This window comes from Acidobacteriota bacterium (assembly GCA_039030395.1).
Classification (GTDB): Bacteria; Acidobacteriota; Thermoanaerobaculia; order Multivoradales; family JBCCEF01; genus JBCCEF01.
Genome location: JBCCEF010000006.1, coordinates 171,660 through 189,650, shown reverse-complemented (window position 1 = coordinate 189,650; position 17,991 = coordinate 171,660). Strand labels below are relative to the sequence as shown.

12 protein-coding genes are annotated in these 17,991 nt (G+C 66.7%); 1 reads left to right on the top strand and 11 read right to left on the bottom strand.

Annotation, left to right across the window (positions count from 1 at the left end):
* Nucleotides 1-25: 25 nt before the first annotated feature.
* The gene (locus AAF481_08675) at nt 26-4,936 is read left to right on the top strand and encodes an NAD-glutamate dehydrogenase (GenBank protein ID MEM7481233.1); all 4,911 of its coding nucleotides are present in this window, start codon (nt 26-28) and stop codon (nt 4,934-4,936) included.
* Between the two features lie 15 nt (nt 4,937-4,951).
* Here the strand turns inward: AAF481_08675 and AAF481_08670 are convergent, their stop codons facing one another.
* The 11 genes from AAF481_08670 to AAF481_08620 all read right to left on the bottom strand — a co-directional run bounded on the left by AAF481_08670 (nt 4,952) and on the right by AAF481_08620 (nt 17,990).
* Nucleotides 4,952-5,587: a class II aldolase/adducin family protein gene (locus tag AAF481_08670; protein MEM7481232.1), complete on the bottom strand. Its 636-nt coding sequence runs from the start codon at nt 5,585-5,587 to the stop codon at nt 4,952-4,954.
* A 32-nt stretch (nt 5,588-5,619) separates the two neighbouring features.
* Nucleotides 5,620-6,051 carry a helix-turn-helix transcriptional regulator gene (locus tag AAF481_08665; protein MEM7481231.1) on the bottom strand — a complete coding sequence of 144 codons (432 nt, stop codon included), beginning with the start codon at nt 6,049-6,051 and terminating at the stop codon, nt 5,620-5,622.
* A 416-nt stretch (nt 6,052-6,467) separates the two neighbouring features.
* On the bottom strand, nt 6,468-6,893 hold the full coding sequence (locus AAF481_08660; GenBank protein ID MEM7481230.1) for a helix-turn-helix transcriptional regulator: 426 nt from the start codon (nt 6,891-6,893) through the stop codon (nt 6,468-6,470).
* A 272-nt stretch (nt 6,894-7,165) separates the two neighbouring features.
* The gene (locus AAF481_08655) at nt 7,166-7,645 is read right to left on the bottom strand and encodes a thioesterase family protein (protein MEM7481229.1); all 480 of its coding nucleotides are present in this window, start codon (nt 7,643-7,645) and stop codon (nt 7,166-7,168) included.
* 189 nt (nt 7,646-7,834) lie between these two features.
* Complete coding sequence (locus AAF481_08650; protein MEM7481228.1) at nt 7,835-9,139, bottom strand: glycosyltransferase family 4 protein; 1,305 nt, start codon at nt 9,137-9,139, stop codon at nt 7,835-7,837.
* Nucleotides 9,136-10,425 carry a tryptophan 7-halogenase gene (locus AAF481_08645; GenBank protein MEM7481227.1) on the bottom strand — a complete coding sequence of 430 codons (1,290 nt, stop codon included), beginning with the start codon at nt 10,423-10,425 and terminating at the stop codon, nt 9,136-9,138. Before AAF481_08645 ends, AAF481_08650 begins: the two co-directional genes overlap by 4 nt.
* 37 nt (nt 10,426-10,462) lie before the next feature.
* A complete protein-coding gene (locus AAF481_08640) occupies nt 10,463-12,598 on the bottom strand; it encodes a TonB-dependent siderophore receptor (protein MEM7481226.1) in 2,136 nt (711 codons plus the stop codon).
* Nucleotides 12,595-13,857 (bottom strand): PQQ-binding-like beta-propeller repeat protein, encoded by a 1,263-nt coding sequence (locus tag AAF481_08635; GenBank protein MEM7481225.1) that lies wholly within the window; start codon nt 13,855-13,857, stop codon nt 12,595-12,597. The genes AAF481_08640 and AAF481_08635 overlap by 4 nt, the downstream gene beginning before the upstream one ends.
* Nucleotides 13,858-14,046: 189 nt before the next feature.
* On the bottom strand, nt 14,047-15,429 hold the full coding sequence (locus tag AAF481_08630) for a coproporphyrinogen-III oxidase family protein (protein MEM7481224.1): 1,383 nt from the start codon (nt 15,427-15,429) through the stop codon (nt 14,047-14,049).
* Nucleotides 15,430-15,496: 67 nt separating this feature from the next.
* Nucleotides 15,497-16,675, bottom strand: coding sequence for a PQQ-binding-like beta-propeller repeat protein (locus tag AAF481_08625; protein ID MEM7481223.1), 1,179 nt, complete (start codon nt 16,673-16,675; stop codon nt 15,497-15,499).
* 133 nt (nt 16,676-16,808) lie between these two features.
* A complete protein-coding gene (locus tag AAF481_08620; GenBank protein MEM7481222.1) occupies nt 16,809-17,990 on the bottom strand; it encodes an iron-containing alcohol dehydrogenase in 1,182 nt (393 codons plus the stop codon).
* Nucleotide 17,991: the final 1 nt, after the last annotated feature.

Sequence of the window (17,991 nt, the reverse complement as noted above, 5' to 3'; positions counted from 1 at the left end):
AGCGCCCTAACACCTGAGCCTTGCCATGACCGATTCCCACTCACTCCGAGACCAGAGGATCGACGAGGTCGTCGAACTCTATCGCCGCGACTCCGGATCCTTCGACGATGAGGTAGCGCGCTTCCTGCGGCGGTACTACGCCACCGTCGCGCCGTCCGACGTATTGGCGACGGACGTTCCCGACCTGCTCGCCGCCGCCCTTTCTTTGTGGCGTTTTGGCGTTCAGCGGAAGCCCGGCGAGGCGAAGGTGCGGATGTTCAATCCCACCGCCGAGGAAGATGGCTGGCAGGCCCGGCACACGGTGGTGGAGATCGTCAACGACGACATGCCGTTCCTGGTGTCGTCGGTCACCGGCGCCCTCAACCGCAGGGGTCTCACCCTCCACCTGGTCGCCCACCCGACCGTGCGCATCGAGCGCTCCGCCAAGGACGGACACCGCCAGCTTGAGACAGACGATGGGTCCCCGTCCGGCCAACCGGGGTCCGGCCAACCGGGGTCCGGCCAACCGGGGTCCCGCCTCCCGGGGTCTGGCCAACCGGGGTCCGGCCAACCGGAATCGTTCATCCACGTGGAGGTGGACCGCATCGCCGCCGCCGGCCGCCGCGAGAAGATCACCCACCGATTGGCCAGGGTGCTGGCGGACGTGCGCGCCGCCGTCGAGGACTTCGCCGTGATGGGGCAGCGGGTGGACGAAGCGCTCGCCGAGCTGAGCGTCGATCCGCCGGTGATCGAACCGACCAAGGCCGAAGAAACGGTGACCTTTCTCCGCTGGCTCAAGGAACATTTCCTCTTCCTCGGCTACCGTGAGTACGACCTGGTCGAGAACACCGACGGCACCTTCCTGCGGGTCGATCCGGATAGCGGATTGGGGCTCTTGCGCCAGGTTTCCGAGGCTTCCGTCGAGCGCTCCCGGACCCCTCTATCGCCGGAGGCGGCGGAACACGCCAAGGGACCGGAGGCGCTGTTCATCACCAAGACCTACAACCGTTCGACGGTCCATCGCCCGGTGCACATGGACTACATCGGCGTGCGGAGCTACGACGACGAAGGCCGCGTCTATCGCGAACGCCGCTTCATCGGCCTCTTCACCTCGGAAGTCTACGACGGCTCGGTCCAGCGCCTGCCGCTCCTCGGACCCAAGGTGCAGCGGGTGCTCCAACGTGCCGAGTTCGGCGAGGACAGCCACGCCGAGCGGGTACTGCTGCACATCTTCGAGTCGCTGCCGCGGGACGAAGTATTCCAGATGTCCGATGACGAGTTGTACGACCTGAGCCTCGGCATTCTGCATCTTCAGGAGCGCCAGCGCCTGGCGCTCTTCGTGCGGCGCGACCCCTTCGACCGCTTTGTCTCGTGTCTGGTCTACGTCCCCCGGGACCGCTACAACACCGAGCTGCGCGAGACGATGGCGGAGATTCTCAGCGTGGCCTTCAACGGCCGCCTGCGCGCCTTCGACGTGCAGACCAGCGACTCGCCGCTGGCGCGGGTGCTGTTCATCGTGCGCACCCGGAGCGGAAAGATCCCGCCGTTCGACGTGCGGCAACTCCGCGAGCGCCTCGAAGCAGCATCCCTGACCTGGGAAGACCACCTCCAGCGAAGCCTCATCGCGCTCCACGGCGAGGAGGCCGGCCAGGCGATCTACGGCCGCAGCCGCAAAGCCTTCCCGGCCGCCTACCGCGCCCGCTTCGATGCCGCGGCGGCGATTGCCGATCTCGCATCGATCGCCCGGGTGGCGGAAAACGGCGAGCTGCGCCTGAGCGTCTATCGCTCCGCTGAAGATCCGCCCCACAGCATGCGGGTCAAGATCTACTCGAAGGCCCTGCGGTTGCTGTCGGACATCGTGCCGATGTTCGAGAACATGGGCCTCAAGGTGGTTGCCGAGCAACCCTACGAGATTCACCCGAAGGATTCCGCGACCTCCACCTGGCTGCTCGACTTCGAACTGATGCGGGCGGACGGCTCGGCCATCGATCTCGAGACCCAAGGGGAAGGTGACGGCGACGGCGAGCGTTTCCGGGAAGCCTTCACCCGGGTGTGGAACGGCGAGGTGGAAAACGATGGCTTCAACCGCCTAGTGCTGGCCGCCGCCCTCCACTGGCGCGAGGTGGTCATTCTGCGCGCCTACTACAAGTACCTGCGGCAAATTCGCACCGCCTTCAGCCAGGCCTACATGCAGCAAACATTGGTGCGCAACCCGCTGCCGGCGCGGTTGCTGGTGGAGCTCTTCCAGGCCCGCTTCGATCCCGAGCGCCAGGGCGAGGCCAAGGAACGCACCGTCAGACTGCGCGGCGAGTTGCGTCGAGCCCTGGAGGGCGTGCGGGTGCTCGACGAAGATCGCATCCTGCGGCGCTACGTCAACCTGATCCGCTCCACCCTGCGCACTAACTACTTTCAGCCTAGCGCCGCCGGGCAGCCGAAGGAGTATCTGTCGCTCAAGTTCGATTCGCGCTTCGTCAACCGCCTGCCGGAGCCGCGGCCGGCCTACGAGATCTTCGTCTACTCGCCGACCATGGAAGGCGTGCACCTGCGCGGCGGGCGGGTGGCCCGCGGCGGCATCCGCTGGTCCGACCGCATCGAAGACTTTCGCACCGAGATCCTCGGGCTGGTGAAGGCGCAGCGGGTGAAGAACGCGGTGATCGTGCCGGAGGGGGCCAAGGGCGGCTTCGTGGTGAAGGCGCCGGACGGGCGCAGCCCCAGTCCCGAAGAAGGGGTGGAGGCCTACCGCAACCTGGTGCGCGGCATGCTCGACATCACCGACAGTCTCGACGGCGGCGAAGTGATCCCGCCACCGCGGGTCGCCCGACACGACGGTGACGACCCCTACCTGGTGGTGGCCGCCGACAAAGGTACGGCGCGCTTTTCGGACATCGCCAACGCCCTCTCCCTGGACTACCGTTTCTGGCTCGGCGACGCCTTCGCCTCCGGCGGCTCCGCCGGCTACGACCACAAGGCCATGGGCATCACCGCCCGCGGCGCCTGGGAATCCGTCAAGCGGCACTTCCGGGAGATGGGCAGAGACATCCAAGACGAGGACTTCACCGCCGTCGGCGTCGGCGACATGGCCGGCGACGTGTTCGGCAACGGCATGCTGCTGTCTCCCCACACGCGGCTGGTGGCGGCCTTCAACCACCTGCACATCTTCGTCGACCCGAACCCCGATGCGGCCGCTTCCTTTGCCGAGCGCAAGCGCCTATTCGAGCTGCCGCGCTCCGCCTGGACGGACTACGACGTGACGGTTCTCTCGCCCGGGGGCCGCATCTTCGAGCGTTCCGAAAAGTCCCTGGAGCTGACCCCGGAGATCCAAGAGCGCCTCGCCGTGGCGCGCGCCGCCCTCGCCCCGGACGACCTGATCCGGGCGATTCTCAAGGCCCCCGTCGACCTGCTTTGGTTCGGCGGCATCGGCACCTTCGTCAAAGCCCACTCGGAGAATCACCTGGCCGCCGACGACCGCCACAACGATGCACTGCGGGTGGACGCTCCGGAGGTGCGAGCCCAGGTGGTGGGGGAAGGGGCCAACCTCGGCGTCACCCAGCGGGGGCGGATCGAGCTGGCGGCGGCCGGGGTGCGCCTCAACACCGACGCCATCGACAACTCCGCCGGCGTCGACACCTCGGATCACGAGGTCAACATCAAGATTCTGCTCGCCGACGTCGTCGCCCGCGGCGATCTCGACGTCGCGGGCCGCAACGCCCTGCTGGCGGAGATGACCGACGAAGTGGCCCGCCTGGTGCTCACCCACAACTACTTGCAAACCCAAGCGATCAGCGTCGAGGAGGCGCAGGGCGTGCAGGGCCTCGATGCCCAGGCCCAGACCCTGCGGGCGCTCGAGAGCAAGGCGGGCCTCGATCGCGAACAGGAAAAGCTGCCGACGGACGAGGAGATCGAACAGCGCCGCGACCTGGAGCGCGGATTCACCCGACCGGAACTCTCGGTCCTCCTGGCCTACGCCAAGATCGCCGTCTACCGGGCGATCCTGCCCTCCAGCCTGCCGGACGACCCGGAGCTGCAGCACGACCTGATCCGGTACTTCCCGCGTCCCCTGGCGGAACGCTTCTCGGACGACATCCGGCAGCACCGGCTGCGCCGCGAGATCATCGCCACCCATCTCGCCAGCAGTGTCGTCAACCGCGTCGGGCCGACCTTCGTCAGCCGGATCGGCGAGGAAACCGGCGCGTCGGCAGTGGACATCACCCGCGCCTTTGTCGTCGCCCGCGACTCCTTCGGGTTGCGGCAACTTTGGGCAGAGGTCGAGGCTTTGGACCTGGAGGTGCCGGCCGCTCTCCAGGTGGAATTGATGCAGGCCATCGCCCGCCTGATCGAGCGCACCAGCCTGTGGCTGCTGCGGCACAACGGCGGCAACCTGAAGAATCTCTCGGAGCGCATTGCCGAGCTCCGCCCGGCGGCCACGGCGGTGCTCGACGCGGCGATCGGAGCGACGAAACTGCTGCCGCCGGATCAGCGGAGCGCCGCCCGCCAGCGCGCCGCTGACCTGATGAAGCGCAGCGTACCGGCGAGCCTGGCGAAACGCTTCGCCTGCATCGACCTGCTCGGCGCTGTTTGCGACCTGGTGGCGGTGGCGCGGGAAGCCGGCGTCGATGTGGTCGCCACGGCGAAGGTCTACCTGGAGCTGGAGGTCCGTTTCCGCCTTGCCACCCTACGCCGCCGGGCGGCGGAACTCGGAGAAGAGAACGCCGATCTCAAAGCCGCCGCGGACACCCTGATCCAGGATCTCTACGGTCTGCAGGGAAGGCTCACCCGCCGGGTGTTGATCGAGACCTCGGGAGCGGAGGGCGACTCTCCGGTGAGCGCCTGGCTAGAGGACCACAAAGCGCTGGCCGAGCGGGCCGAAGGGCACACCCTGCGGCTCGCCGGCGAGCCCACCACCGAACTGCCCGACCTGATCGTCACCACCCACCACCTCCGCCGCCTCGCCTTTTAGGCTCGGAACTCGATGTCAGATAGCTAGGCGGAGAGCCGCGAGAAGCTTTCCGCCGGCCTCGTCCTCGCTCCGTCCGTAGGCCAGCAGACCGTCCTCGTGGCCGGCCAGCACGATCACGCCGGCCGGCCAGGGAGCCTCCAGCTCTCGCAGCGCCAGAGCGAGTTCCGGAGTACCGTTGGCGGCGGAGGGTAGCGTGGCCGGCCAGCCCTCGGCGAGGGCATAGTTCCAGAGCGGCGGTGAATGGATGTGGAAAACCGCCCGCACCTCCGGCGAACGGTCATAGAGGGCGGCGTGCGACAGGCTTTCGCTCGAAGGCAACCCTTCGCCCACGCTGACCAGGGAATGGCCGCCCAGCTTCCAGGCCGCCACCCGGCTCCAGTGTTCGGCCGTCAGATCGGGCAGGCCGGAGGTCTGCGAAGCGGTGATCAGAAACGCTCGCTCGCCGGGCGGTGCCTGCCAGGGAGGCAGGCGCCGGCTGAGATTGCCGTAGCCGAGACCTTCATAGCGGTGGGCGGCCTGTCCTAGGAGCTTTCGCCGGCGCAGAATCCTACGCCAGACGAGCAGTCGGCCGCCGTGCGACAGATCCTCATCGGCCAGCCGCTGCCGGCGGTGATCCAGCTCGAACCCGATGACCCCTTCGCGGTGTGCCACGGCGGAAAGTCTACCGGTTGAGGCCGGGGGCTCTACTCCGGCTCCGGGTCGCCGCGGTCGATGCCGCGGTGCATAAAGCGCATCAGCCGGTGGAAACCCCGCAGCATCTCCGTGAAAGCCTGCTCTTGCTCCGGCGGCAGGGTGCGGTCGACGTTGAGGATGCGGTAGATGTCGAGGGCCGGCTCATTCCGTCCGCCACCCAGGGTGCTCGCCCGGCGGGTCCAGCCACCGAGCGGGGTGTTTTCGGTGATGACGAGAATCGCTTCGTGGAGATCCGACAGATCGACGGACAGCGCTTCCATGATCTTCTCTAGGGTTTCGAGAGACGGCCGCTGCTTGCCGGTCTCGTAGGCCGAGAGCATCGCCTTGGTGATTCCCGCCAGCTCCGCCACCTGGTACTGCCGCTTGTCCTGCTTGGCGCGCAGCCAGCGAAGAGCCTTACCGAGTCCGTCGAAAACAGGCATGCACGCAATCTACTTGCTTACTGCCTTCGTGGCAAGATAAACCCTTTGGGGTCAGATACTTACACTTTCGTCAAATATTTCCCCTGGGAGTAACAAGGTCGCGCCTCGTCGCGACAAAGGGAGCCCTCGGTACTCCACCGTCGCGCACAATTTTCGACAAGACGAATGCGACGAGGATTATCCGGAGGCGCGAAAAACCGTCCTGCGGGTGATCGGCGGGGCGTTTTGGGGGTGACGAGCACAAGTTTCCTCAGAGCTGCGCTGGCGATCTGCTACCCGAGCAGACCGCAACCGAGCCCGAAGGGCGAGGCGGCGGCAGAGCCGCCGGGGTGGGGCGGCCCGCGAAGGGGTGAGACGCCAAGAAGGACACTGATTGGCGGTGAGGGGGCGGTCCCGCACGCGGACGCCCAGCCCTCCTAGGAAGGAAGTCGGCCGGACTTGACGGCGGTCTCGTACATGTAGCGGGAAATCTGGCGAAAGCCGTGGATCATGTCGGCGAATCCCTCTTCGAGTTCCGCCGGGAGTGCCTCCTCGATACCGAGGAAGGCCTTGACGTCGATCTCCTCGCGGGTGAATCCGCGGCCGCTGACGTAACCGAAGCGCTGGTTGCGCATCGGCCGGTCGTTGACCACGTCGAGGGCATCATCGAACTTGCCGAGGTAGAGATCCAGCGCATCGATGATCTTGCCGAGGCTGTCGAGGGAGGGCTTTTTCTCACCGGTCTCATAGTTGCTGAGCATGGCGCTCGTGATGCCGGCGGCCAGGGCCAACTCCTTCTGACTCTTGCCGTTCTTCTCGCGGATGAGCCGCAGGGCCTTGCCGATATTCTCGAAGCGCGTCATGGCGTTGAATCTAGCCCTAATCGTCGCCGGACGCAACCATAACTCCCCTGATTCCAGACGTTTACCCGCAACCGCAGAGATTCATTCAAGAATAATAATTATTTTATTGGGATGAAATTATTCGCAAAAAATGAACTTTCCGAAAAAAAATTATCGAAAGACGAAATGATGGATTGGCGGAACAAAGAGATAACCGGAGGAGCCCAAGATGCGTCAATCCGTAAACTCTTTCCCCTCGGCGGGAGGGCCTCACGGAGAGTTTCTATGAGACCTTAGAGCGCTTCTGCGAGACGATCCGCCAGCGGCTGCGGAATGGCCACCGGGCGGATCCCCGCCGGATCGTCGAGCACACAGCAAACGGAGGAGATGCGGCCCTCCGCGACCCTCCGTTCGCCCACCCAAAAGGTCGCCTCGTAGGTCATCGAGCTGTGCCCCTTGCGGGCCACCCGCAGGCGGATTTCGACCTCATCGCCATAGCGCAGGGGGCTCATATACTTGCAGTGCGCCTCCACCCGCGGCCAGCCGATAGCGTGGCCCTGGTGGCGGGTGTGGACGAGGGTGCCGAGGGCGCGCAGCAGCTCGTGCTCAGCGGTCTCCATGAAGACGAAGAAGCGCGAGAAGTGGACGATGCCGCCAAGATCCGTGTCGGCGAACTCGACCCGCCGGCGCACGTCGATGCCGGAGACCGGGCCCTCGGAGGGAATCGGGCCGGCCTCGACGGGCAACGGTGGGGAAGGAGAGGTCTCGGTCATGGCCGCCAGTATAGATGGACGCGCAGAATCTCTAGCACCAACACCAGAGTTGCCAGGCGCGGAGCACGAGCGAGCCCAAAAGGCGAGCCGGCGAAGCCGACTCGGGGGCGCCCTGCCGGGGGTGAGCCCCGAAAAGTCGCACTTTTTCGGGGCTAGGGGGCTGGAACAGCCCCCTAGAATCGGGCCGCCCTAGACCGCGGCCGCCGTTCGACTCTGCTGGACGCTGCGGTACACCGCCAGGGTTTCTTCGGCCATCGCCGCGGCGTGGAAACGGCGCTGGATCATGTCCCGGCCGCGGCGGCCGAGTTCGGCTCGCAAACTGTGGTTCTCCACCAAGCGCCGCAGGCCGTGGACCAGGTCGTCGATGGATCCAGGATCCGTCAACACCCCACCGCCGGTGGCCTGCACCATCTCCGGGAAGGCACCGTGGCGCGGCTGCACCACCGGCACACCGTGGGCCAGGGCTTCGAGCACATACAGGCCCTTGGCTTCGCGGTAGTCCGTCGGCACGCTGAGAATATCGAGGCCGGAGAGGAAGTCGAGCTTGCCCTGGCGGTCCACCTCGCCGTGGAAGGTCACCCGGTCCGCCAGGCCCCATTCCTCCACCCGTCGCTCCAGGCCGGCAACGAATTCTCGGTCCCGCGGGCCGACATAGCCGGCGATCGCCAGGCGGGGGCTCATGGCGGTCTCCGACGCGAGCCGCCGAAAGGCCTCGACCAGGTGATGCAGCCCCTTCTCGGGACACTGGCGCGCCAGAAAGCCAATGGTCGGCGAATCTCCCGGTGCATGCGTCGCCGCCGGCCCGACATCGCTCAACCGCACCCCGAGGGGCACAACGAACAGATTCTTCGGCGGGATCCCCAGGCGCTCCTTGGTCTCTTCGGCGTAGTACCGGCTGCTGGCGATGAAGGCCTCGACGTCGCCCGCCCGGCGGCGCAGTTCTTCGACCACCCGGCCGCGGGACGGCTCCGGCAAGTAGTCCAGAAAAAGATCTTCGCCGGTGAGGCCACAGACCACCGGTGCGCCGAGGGCTTGGTGAATGGCCGGCGCCATCCCCAAGAGCATGGCGTTGGTGAGCTGCACCAGATCCGGCTGGAAGTCTTCGAGCCAGGCGATCAACTTTTCGAGCTCCTTGGCCTGGTGACCTTCCTCCCCGCGCAGGACCGAAAGGGTCAAGTCACCCAGCTCGCCGGCGTCCGTCGAGGCGCCCAGCTTGGAAACCTGTTCGAGGAGCGCCGGCCGGTCGAGCAGGCGGTCGAAGAACGCTGGAGTGTGGCGGAAGAGAGCCGACTTCTGCTGCAGGTAGACGTTGACGGCGCCGTAGAACACCCGATTTTCGCTGACGTTTTCCTCATCCGTCCGCATCGGGGTATAGATCGGCACCAGGGCCACCTCGTGGCCCATTTCGATCAGTGCCGCCGCCAAGGTGTTGTCGTGCAGACAGGTGCCGCAGTACATGCCCGCGGCGCCGGCAGCGATGTAGGCGATCCTCATGCCGGGCTGGGAGGAGCGGAAGCCCGGGCCGATTTCGCCACCGGGGCGCCGGCGCCGCGGCCCTGGAAGGCGTCGAGGGCGGTGATCAGGTGATCCACCGGCTTGCGGTAGACGTTGCCCACCAGGAGGTCGACCACCGGCTCGCGGCAATCCGGGAAGCGCTTCAAGAATCGGGCGAAGGAGAAGCCTTTGTCGTAGAAGGCGTACACCAAGCGCCGGATAGCGGTCATGCCGGCGACGTACTCGGCCTCGTGGCGACGCAGACTGGCGGCGGACAGATCGCCCTCGGCGAAACCGGCGAGGAGCGCATCGGCCGCTACTTCACCGGACCTCATAGCCAGGAAGACGCCGGAGGAATAGATCGGATCGAGAAAACCGAAGGCATCGCCGGCCAGCAGCCAGCCGTCGCCGGCCATCTGGTCGGAGAGGTAGGAGAAGTCCTTGAGCACCCGCACTTCGCGCAGTTGCCGCGCACCTTCGAGGCGGGGGTGGAGCGCCGGGCACTTGGCGAGTTCTTCGTCGAACACCCGCTGCGGATCCGCCGGCCTGCCCTTGAGCAGGTAGTCCACGTAGCCCACCACCCCCACGCTCACCACGTCGCCGGGCAGCGGGATGAACCAGAACCAGGAGTCCTGATTCTCCGTGTGGAGGATGAGGGTGGCTCCTTCGTCGAGGCCCTCGTCGCGCTTTGCCCCTGCGAAGTGGGTGAAGTAGGAGGCGTTGCGCAGGCAGGGATGGTCCTGTTTGATGCGCAACTTGCGGGAGAGCAAGGCACGCTGGCCGCTGGCGTCGATCACCGCCCGGCAGGAGACGTCCCGGGCCTCGCCGCCGTCCAGCTCCAGACGCACGCCGCAAGCCCGGTCGCCGTCGAAAAGCACGTCCTTGGCGGGAGAGGAGAACCGCACGTCTACCCCCTTATCCCGCGCATTGTCGAGCAGCATGCCGTCGAATTGGCTGCGCTCCACTTGCCAGGTTTGGGAACTCACGTGGTCGTCGGACTCGAAGAAGTAGAAGGGTGACGCGCCCTTGCCGTGGCGGTTGAAGAACTGCACCGAGTACTTCTTCGGGAAGGCACTCTCGTTCATCCGCTCGAGCACCCCGAGGCGCTCCAGGGACCAGTAGGTCGCCGGCATCAGCGACTCGCCGATCTTGAACACCGGGCCGTCGTTGCGCTCGGCCAAGAGCACCCGATAGCCGGCATCGGCGACCAGGGTCGCGGCGGTGGCGCCGGCGGGACCGCCGCCAATGACGATGACGTCGTAGTCCAGAATCCTGTTGTCACTCATAGAAGTTCATTCCAAGCCGGCGGTTCTATCGCGGCCCCTAGAACCGAAAATCAAAGGACGAGAAGGCCGAGAAACCGGCGGTGGGAATCACCGAGGTGTTCTGGAAGCCGCGGGTCAGCACATCCTCATCGGTCAGGTTGTCGAGGTGAAGACGTAGGCGCCAAGGTCCGCGCTCGTAGAACAGCGAGGCGTCGGCGACCAGGGAATCGTCGATGGCGTAGACGTTGTCCTCGTCGATGAACTGCTCGCCCAGGTAGCGGCCGCCCAGGGCGGCGCCGAAGCCGTTGCCCCAACGGTGGCTGAACCACGCCCGCGCCGAGTGCTCCGGCGCGAAGGGCGCGCGGTTGCCGGAGTAGTCGAGCAGCAGCGGCGGCAGCACCGGCGAGAAGAACACCAGCTCGGAAAAGCGGGTCATCTCGCTGTCGGTGTAGGCGTAGGAGAGGAGCCAGCGGGTGCCGGTGGGCAGATCGCCGCGCAGCTCCACCTCCAGGCCTTCGGACTGCTGGTCGCCCACCTGCCGCTCGGCGCCGAAACCCACCGGAATGGCGATGTTCTCGCGCTCCAGGCGGAAGGCCGCGACGCTCCCCTCCACCGGCCCGGAAAAGCGCACCCCGGCCTCCACCTGCTGGCTTTCTTCCGGAACCCGGCTCGCGTCCGTAGCGAAGGTCGACGGCGGCGCGAAGGCCTGGCCGGCGTTGCCGTAGAGGGTGACCTTGGGGGTGGCGGCGAAGACGGCGCCGATCATTGGCGAAACTTCGTCGTCGTCGCGCGAAGCACCGGAAGCATCGTCCTCGAAGTCCACCCGGTCGAAGCGCAGGCCGACGAGCAGCTCGAAGCGCTCGCCGAAGCGCATCTGGTCCACCACATAGGGCGCCAGCACCCGGCTGCGGGCATCTACCGAGCGGCCTTGGCCAGGAATGCGGAAGAGCTGATCGAGGGAAGCCGGCGAGCCCTCCACCGGCGCAAACAGATCGATCTCCGGTAGCGCCGCCACGTCGAAGGTGAAGGTGTCTTCAAGCTGCGATGCTTCGAATCCCACCAGCAGCGAGTGCTCGACCCGGCCGGTGGTGAGTTCGGCAATGCCTTCGAGTTGATTGCCAAAGAGGGTCTGTTCGTCGTCCAGCAGCAGCAGGCTGCGGCTGACCACCAGATTACCCATGGGCAGCGGGAAAACACCGTTGAACACCGTGCCCTTGGAGTCCCAGTCGAGGTTGCGGAAGTACACCTTGTCGCGCAGCCGGAAGCGGTCGCCAAAGCGCCGCTCGATGTCCACTTGGGCGCGGTCGAGGGTCTGGTCGGAGACGTCGAAGGGCGACTGGTAGGAACGCTCCCGCGGCACCGGCGCGAGCGAAGCGCCGCCGCGGCCGTCGAACAACAGCGGCAGGCCGGCATCGCTCTCGCCGTCGATCTCCAGTCGCTCGAGATTGACGTTGATCGACAGATCGTCGCTCGGCCGCCAGGTGAAGGCCGGGTTGAAGGACACCGTCTCCATCGCCTTGTCGTCGCGGTAGCCGTCGGTTTCGCGCCACAGGCCGTTCAGGCGGAAGCTCCAGCGGCCGTCCTCGGCGGCGACGTTGCCATCGAAAGTGCCTTCGAGGGTGCCGAAGCTGCCGGCACCCACTCCCACCCGGCCGAAGGAGGCCGGCAGCGGCTGCTTGCGCACCAGGTTGACGGTGCCGCCCAGCGGGCTGCCGCCGTAGAGGAAGGCCGTCGGGCCGCGGTAGACCTCCGCCCGCTCGACGTTGTAGAGCTGGTAGAAGGTGGTTTCCGGCTCCGGCGCACCGTCCGTCAGGATGAGCCCTGAGGAGATCGAATCGAGCCCCCGCACGACGAAGAAATCGAACACCCCGTTGCCGGTCTGCACATTGAGGCCGGCGGCATTCTCCAGCGCGTCGCCCAGCACCTGACCCCCCTGATCCTCGAACAGGCCGATCGGGATGACGGCGACGCTTGCCGGGGTGCGCTCCAGGGTCAGCGGCAGTTTGGCGGCGACGGTATTGGAAGTCGGCACCCAGGGCAAGTCGGCCTCCACCCGCACTTCGCCGCCCTCCACCAGGTATGGCGTGGACTCTTCAGTCTCCGCTTCAGGATCCTGAGCCGCTAGAGGAAAAGCCAACAATAGAGTACAAGCGCCGGCGAGAACGGCGCGGCGTAGAAGAAAGGTCGAGGTCATTTGGCGGTGGTCTCCGAGGGTTGAGTCGACGTGGAAGCGGAATTCTTGACGTCGAGAGCGATGATCTCGCTCTCGTTGCGCAGGTAGAGCACGCCGTCGGCCAGGGTGGGCACGGTCCAGGCTTTGGCCTTGAAAGGCTCGACGGACGAGATTTCACGGTAGGCCTCCGCCGTGGCCTCGACCAGCGCCAAGCGGCCGCCTTCCCCGAGCACGAACAGCTTGCCGTCGGCCGCCGTCAAGGAACCGTGCTGGAACCCGCGGGCCTTCCACAGTTCCTCGCCGGTGGCCGGGTCGATGGCCTTCAAGATCGAGTTGTCGAAACCGAAGATCGCGCCCCGGTAGAGGACCGAGCTGGAGAATTGATTCTTCATTCGCCGCTGGTCCCACACCTTGCGGACGGAGGCCCTGTCTCCTTCGGTTTCGATCTCGAAGAGGGCCGAACCGGTGTCGTAACCGGAGGAGATGAACAGTCGGCTCGGCGGCACCAGGATCGGCGCCGCGGCGTTGACGTTGTAGCTGGTGGACCAGGGCTCCCGCCACAGCACCTCGCCGCTCTGCGGCCGCACCGCAAGGATCTGGGTGGCGGTGAAGAAAATCGCCTGGCGCACTCCGCCCACCTCCACAAGTAGCGGCATGGAGTAGCCGGCCTTGTCGCTGCCGGCGGACCACACCAGCACTCCGGTGAGCTTGCGGAAGGCGGCAACGGAAGCGCCATCGCGGCCGCCGACGTCAACCAGCAGGAGATCACCATCTACCACCGGCTGGGCGCTGGTGCCCCAGCGCGGCGGACGGGCACCGAGGGATTTCTTGAGGTCCTGGCTCCAGATCTTCTTGCCGCTCTCGGCGTCAACAGCGGCGAGCATGCTCTGGGCGCCGTAAGCGTAGACCACGCCGTCACTCACCGTCGGAGTGGACCGCGGGCCATCGCCCTGGCTGTCGGCGTAAAGATCGTCCAGCCGGTAGCGCCAGCGTTCAGAACCATCCGCAGTGGCAAGACTGACCAGGTACTCGCCGGAGCGGTCCGCGAACAAGGTGTAGAGGCTGTTGCCGACCGCCGACACTCCGGAAAAGCCCCGCCCCAGGGGCCGGCGCCAGAGTTCCTTCGGTCCACCCTCATCCCAGGAGTCCAGCAGGCCGGCCTCGGCGGAGATACCGGTCCCCTCGGGACCGCGGAAGCGCGGCCAGTCCTCGGCCGCCAGGGTCGGCGCCAGGCAGAGCGCGAGAAGAGAGAGAAGCGCGAGGCAGAAGTGCTTTCTCATGATTCTCCGAAGCGGCAAGGGTTGCCCGCATTGCTCATCTGCAACCGTAGCGAGAGACCGTAGGTCGTTGAAGATGCAAGGCATCCACGGGTTCTGTGACGAAGGCGTACTTGTAGTACGTCGAGGAGCAGGTACTGTGGATAACGCAGCAGATTCAATGACATACGGCCTCGCAGTAGGTTGCAGGCATCAGGTGTAGCGGGCGCCGCGATAGGTCTCGGCGTAGAAGTTCGGCAGTAAAGAGTCCACCTGCAGCAGGCCGGCGCGGGTCAACTCCACCGCGCCGGACGGTTCGACGGAAAGCATCCCCCGCTCCTCCAGGTCCTTCCAGGCCGGCTCGTAGCGCCGCAGCACATCCACCCCGAACTTCTGCTCGAAGGACTCCGGCGAGATCTCACCCAGCTTGAGCTGCAAAATCAGTTCCCGGGTGAGGCGATCTTCGGCGGCCGTCTCGAAGGCTCGGAACCAAGGCAGCTCTCCGGCCTCAATCCCGGCCAGGTAGTCCGCCCAGCTCGCCGTGTTCTGGAAGTGCACGCCCTGGAAGTGAGAGAACGAGGCGATCCCGGTGCCGATCAGATCGCTGCCGTGCCACAGGGCGTCGCGGTACAGGAAGCGCGATGCTTTCTTGCCCGGGCGGATCATGGTGTAGGCGGAGGACACCTCGTAGCCGGCGGCGGCGAGCTGCTCGATAGCGAAGTCGTTCCAGGCGCGCTTGGTTTCCCAGTCCGCCAGCGGCTGCTCAAGCCCCTCGCCGTCCAGCAGCTTTTGCGAAAAGCGAGCGTTGAAGGGCAGCTCCATCTGGTACACGGTGACGCTGTCCGGCGCCAGGTCGACGGTGCGGGCAACGGTCTCGCGCCAGGTGTCCCAGGTCTCGCCGACCATGCCGGCGATGAGGTCGACGTTGAGCTGGTCGAAATCGAGTTCCTCGATCCAAGGCAGCACCCGATCGATCTCCTTGGTCAGGTGGGCACGGCCGTTTTCCCGCAGGATGGCGTCGTTGAAGTTCTCGATGCCGAGGGACAAGCGGGTGATCCCCAGTTCCCGGATCGCTGCGAGCTTCGAGCGGGTGAGAGTGCCCGGCTCGCACTCGAAGGTCACCTCCTCCACCGCGTCCCAGGAGAATGCCTGGCGGAGCCGCTCGACCAGTGCGGTGAGGTGGCGCACGCTGATGTAGGACGGCGTGCCACCGCCGAAGTACACGAAGCGCAGCGGCCGTCCGGCCAGCGCCGGCTTGCCGGCGTAGATCTCCACTTCCTTGGCCAGGGCGTCCGTGTAGCGGCCGATCTCGCCGCTGTTCTTGTCGGTGTAAACGCGGAAGTAGCAGAACTTGCAGCGCTTGCGGCAGAACGGAAGGTGCAAGTAGAGGCCGAAGGGCTCGTCGGCGTTTTCGGGCGGCGCGGTGAGGGCCTCTTCGGCCGCCGCGAGCTGTTCCTTCGACCAGGCGGAGAACGGCGGGTAGTTGGAAACGAAGACGCTCCCCACCTGGGTTTCGGAGCCCTGATGGCCGGCGGTGGCCGGCTCCGGCCGGGCGGTGTCGGACGGCGAGATCGTGGGATGGGTGGATTCGCTCATGATCGGATCGGGCTCCCGGGGAGTCGCATTCTTTGGAGCGGGATCGAAGAGATCGATGGGAAAGTGGTCATCGGCTAGCTCGCGTTTTGTCCCTGCTCGCGGAGTCGTTGGACTCCACCGACGACGATTGGGTTCCGAAGCAATACAAGGTGCCGTCGGCACTGCCAATCACCAGGCGGCCGTCGGCGATCGCCGGCGAGGCGTCGAAGGCGGAGCCCGTCTCGAACTGCCAGGCGACCTCTCCGGAGGCCAAGCCGAGGGCGTGGAGGCTGCCGTCCTGGCCGGCGATGTAGGCCCGCTCACCGGCCACCACCGGCGAGGCGTCGAGGCGAGCCCGGAAGGAACGCTTCCACAGTTCCGAACCGTCCTTCAAAGACAGGGCGCGCACCGCCTTGTCGCGACCGGCCACTACCGCCCGGTCGCCAGCGATGGCCGCCGAGGCGTAATACGGAAAGGCGCGCTCGGGGTTTTCGTAAGTCCAGCGCACCTCGCCGGAAGCCACCTCCACAGCGAGCACCTGATTCTCGAAGGTGCCGACGACGGCGACACCTTCGGTGATCGCCGGGCTGGCCGCCGCATATCCGCCGAGGGAAGTCGAACCCAGCTCTTCGCCATCCTTTAGCCGCACCCGCCGCAGGGCGCCGTCGCAGCCGGCAATCAGCACCTCGGAGTTGTCAAACACCGCCGGGGTAGCGTGGACATAGCTCTGGGTTTCGACCTTCCAGCGCTCTTTCCCGCTCGCCGGATCGAGGCAATAAAGGTTGTTGTCGTAGGCGCCAAAGAGCAGGCAGCCGCCGGCCAGGTTGGGCGACGAGGTGACGGCGGCGCCGGCCTCGAAGGTCCAGCGGGCCCCGCCGGTCTCAGCGTCGACGGCGTGGAGTACACCGGACTCGTCGCCGAAGTAGACGACGCCCTCGCGTACCAGCGGCGACGACTTGATCTCGTTCTTCGCCCGGTAGCTCCACAGCTCAGAGCCGGTGGCCTGGTCGAGAACGTAGAGCACACCATCCAAGGCCGGCGCGTAGACCTTGCCGTCGACCAGCGCCGCGGTAGCAAAAAAGCCATCGTCGACCTGGAAGGTCCACAGCGGTTCGAGCCGCTCCGGCAAGGCCGCGTCGGCGCGGCCGGTGAGGGACGAGTCGCCGCGGAACGACGCCCAGTCGGCAGCGGCGGGCGCGGCGCAGAGCAGCAGCGCGATGCAATGGATCCACAGCGCTTTGCAAACTCTAGGAGCTCGCTGAAGCATTGACGGCGGGAGTCTCGTGTGAGCCGGCATCGGCGAACCGGCGCAGCCGACTCGGGGGCGCCCCGCACGGGGGTGAGACCCGAAGAATCGCACTTCTTCGGGTCGAGGGGGGCTGGAACAGCCCCCCTGAGATTCAACGCACGGACGCATAGAGCCTCGCGAAGTCGTCGGGGGTGAGGGAACGGGGATTGAAAGTACCGGTCCACTGGGTCGCCGCCTGGGAGGCGAGCTGCGCGATTTCGCCTTCGTTCGGCGCGGCACCGCAGTCTGCGAAAGAGCCCGGCAGACCGGCAGCGGCGCGCAGCGTTTCGAGGCGCCGGGCCAGCTTGTCGGCGGCGGCGCCCTCGCGCTGCGGCTGACCCGCCGGCAGCAGCTCGCCGTATCGCTCCTCCGCCACGGACGCGTTGAAGCGCACGACGGCCGGCAGCATCAGGGCGACGGCGGCGCCGTGGGGGATGTCCCAGCGGGCGGTCAGCGGGTTGGCGCAGGCGTGAGCCGCGCCGAGCATCGACTGTTCGATGGCGGCACCGGCCAGGTGGGCGCCGAGGAACACGTCGGCGGCGCCCTCGAGCTCCCCGGGGTCTGCCAGGAAGCCTTCCAGCGAGCGGTCGAGGAGCCGCCAGGCCTCCCGCGCCAGCATCCGCGACACGGCGTGGCCAGCGCGGGTGACGTAGCTCTCGACGGCGTGGGACACCGCATCCAGGCCGGAGCGGGCGGCCACCGCGGCGGGCACCGAGACGAGCACCTCCGGATCGAGCAGCACCTCCCGGAAGCGGATTCCCTGGTCACCGCAGGCCATCTTGCGGTGGTCCTCGTCGCGCGAGATCAAGGCGAAGGACTGGGCCTCGCTGCCGGTACCGGCAGTGGTGGGCACGCCGACGGACGGCAGCAGCGGCCGCGGCGCCCGGTGGCGGCCCTCGTAATCGTCGATGCGCCCGCCGTTGATCAGCACCAGATTGATGCCCTTGGCGCAATCCATCGCGCTGCCGCCACCGACGGCTACGATGAAGTCCGGCCCGAATTCCCGGGCCGCCTCCACCCCGGCGGTCACCTGCGAAGCGGTCGGGTTCTCGGACACTCCATCGAACACTTCGAAGGCCAAACCGGCCGCCCGCAGACGCTCTTCCGACGCCGGCGCGATACCCGCCGCGCGCACCCCCGGGTCCGTCACCAGGAATACCCGAGATCCGCCGTGTGCAAGCACCGCCTCGCCCAGCTCCATCAGGCAACCGGCGCCGAAGCGCACCGCTACGGTGCCCACCTGCGCGCTCCACCGGTCGGCGGCGGCGGCGGGGAGGGTGTGGGGTCGGTTCATG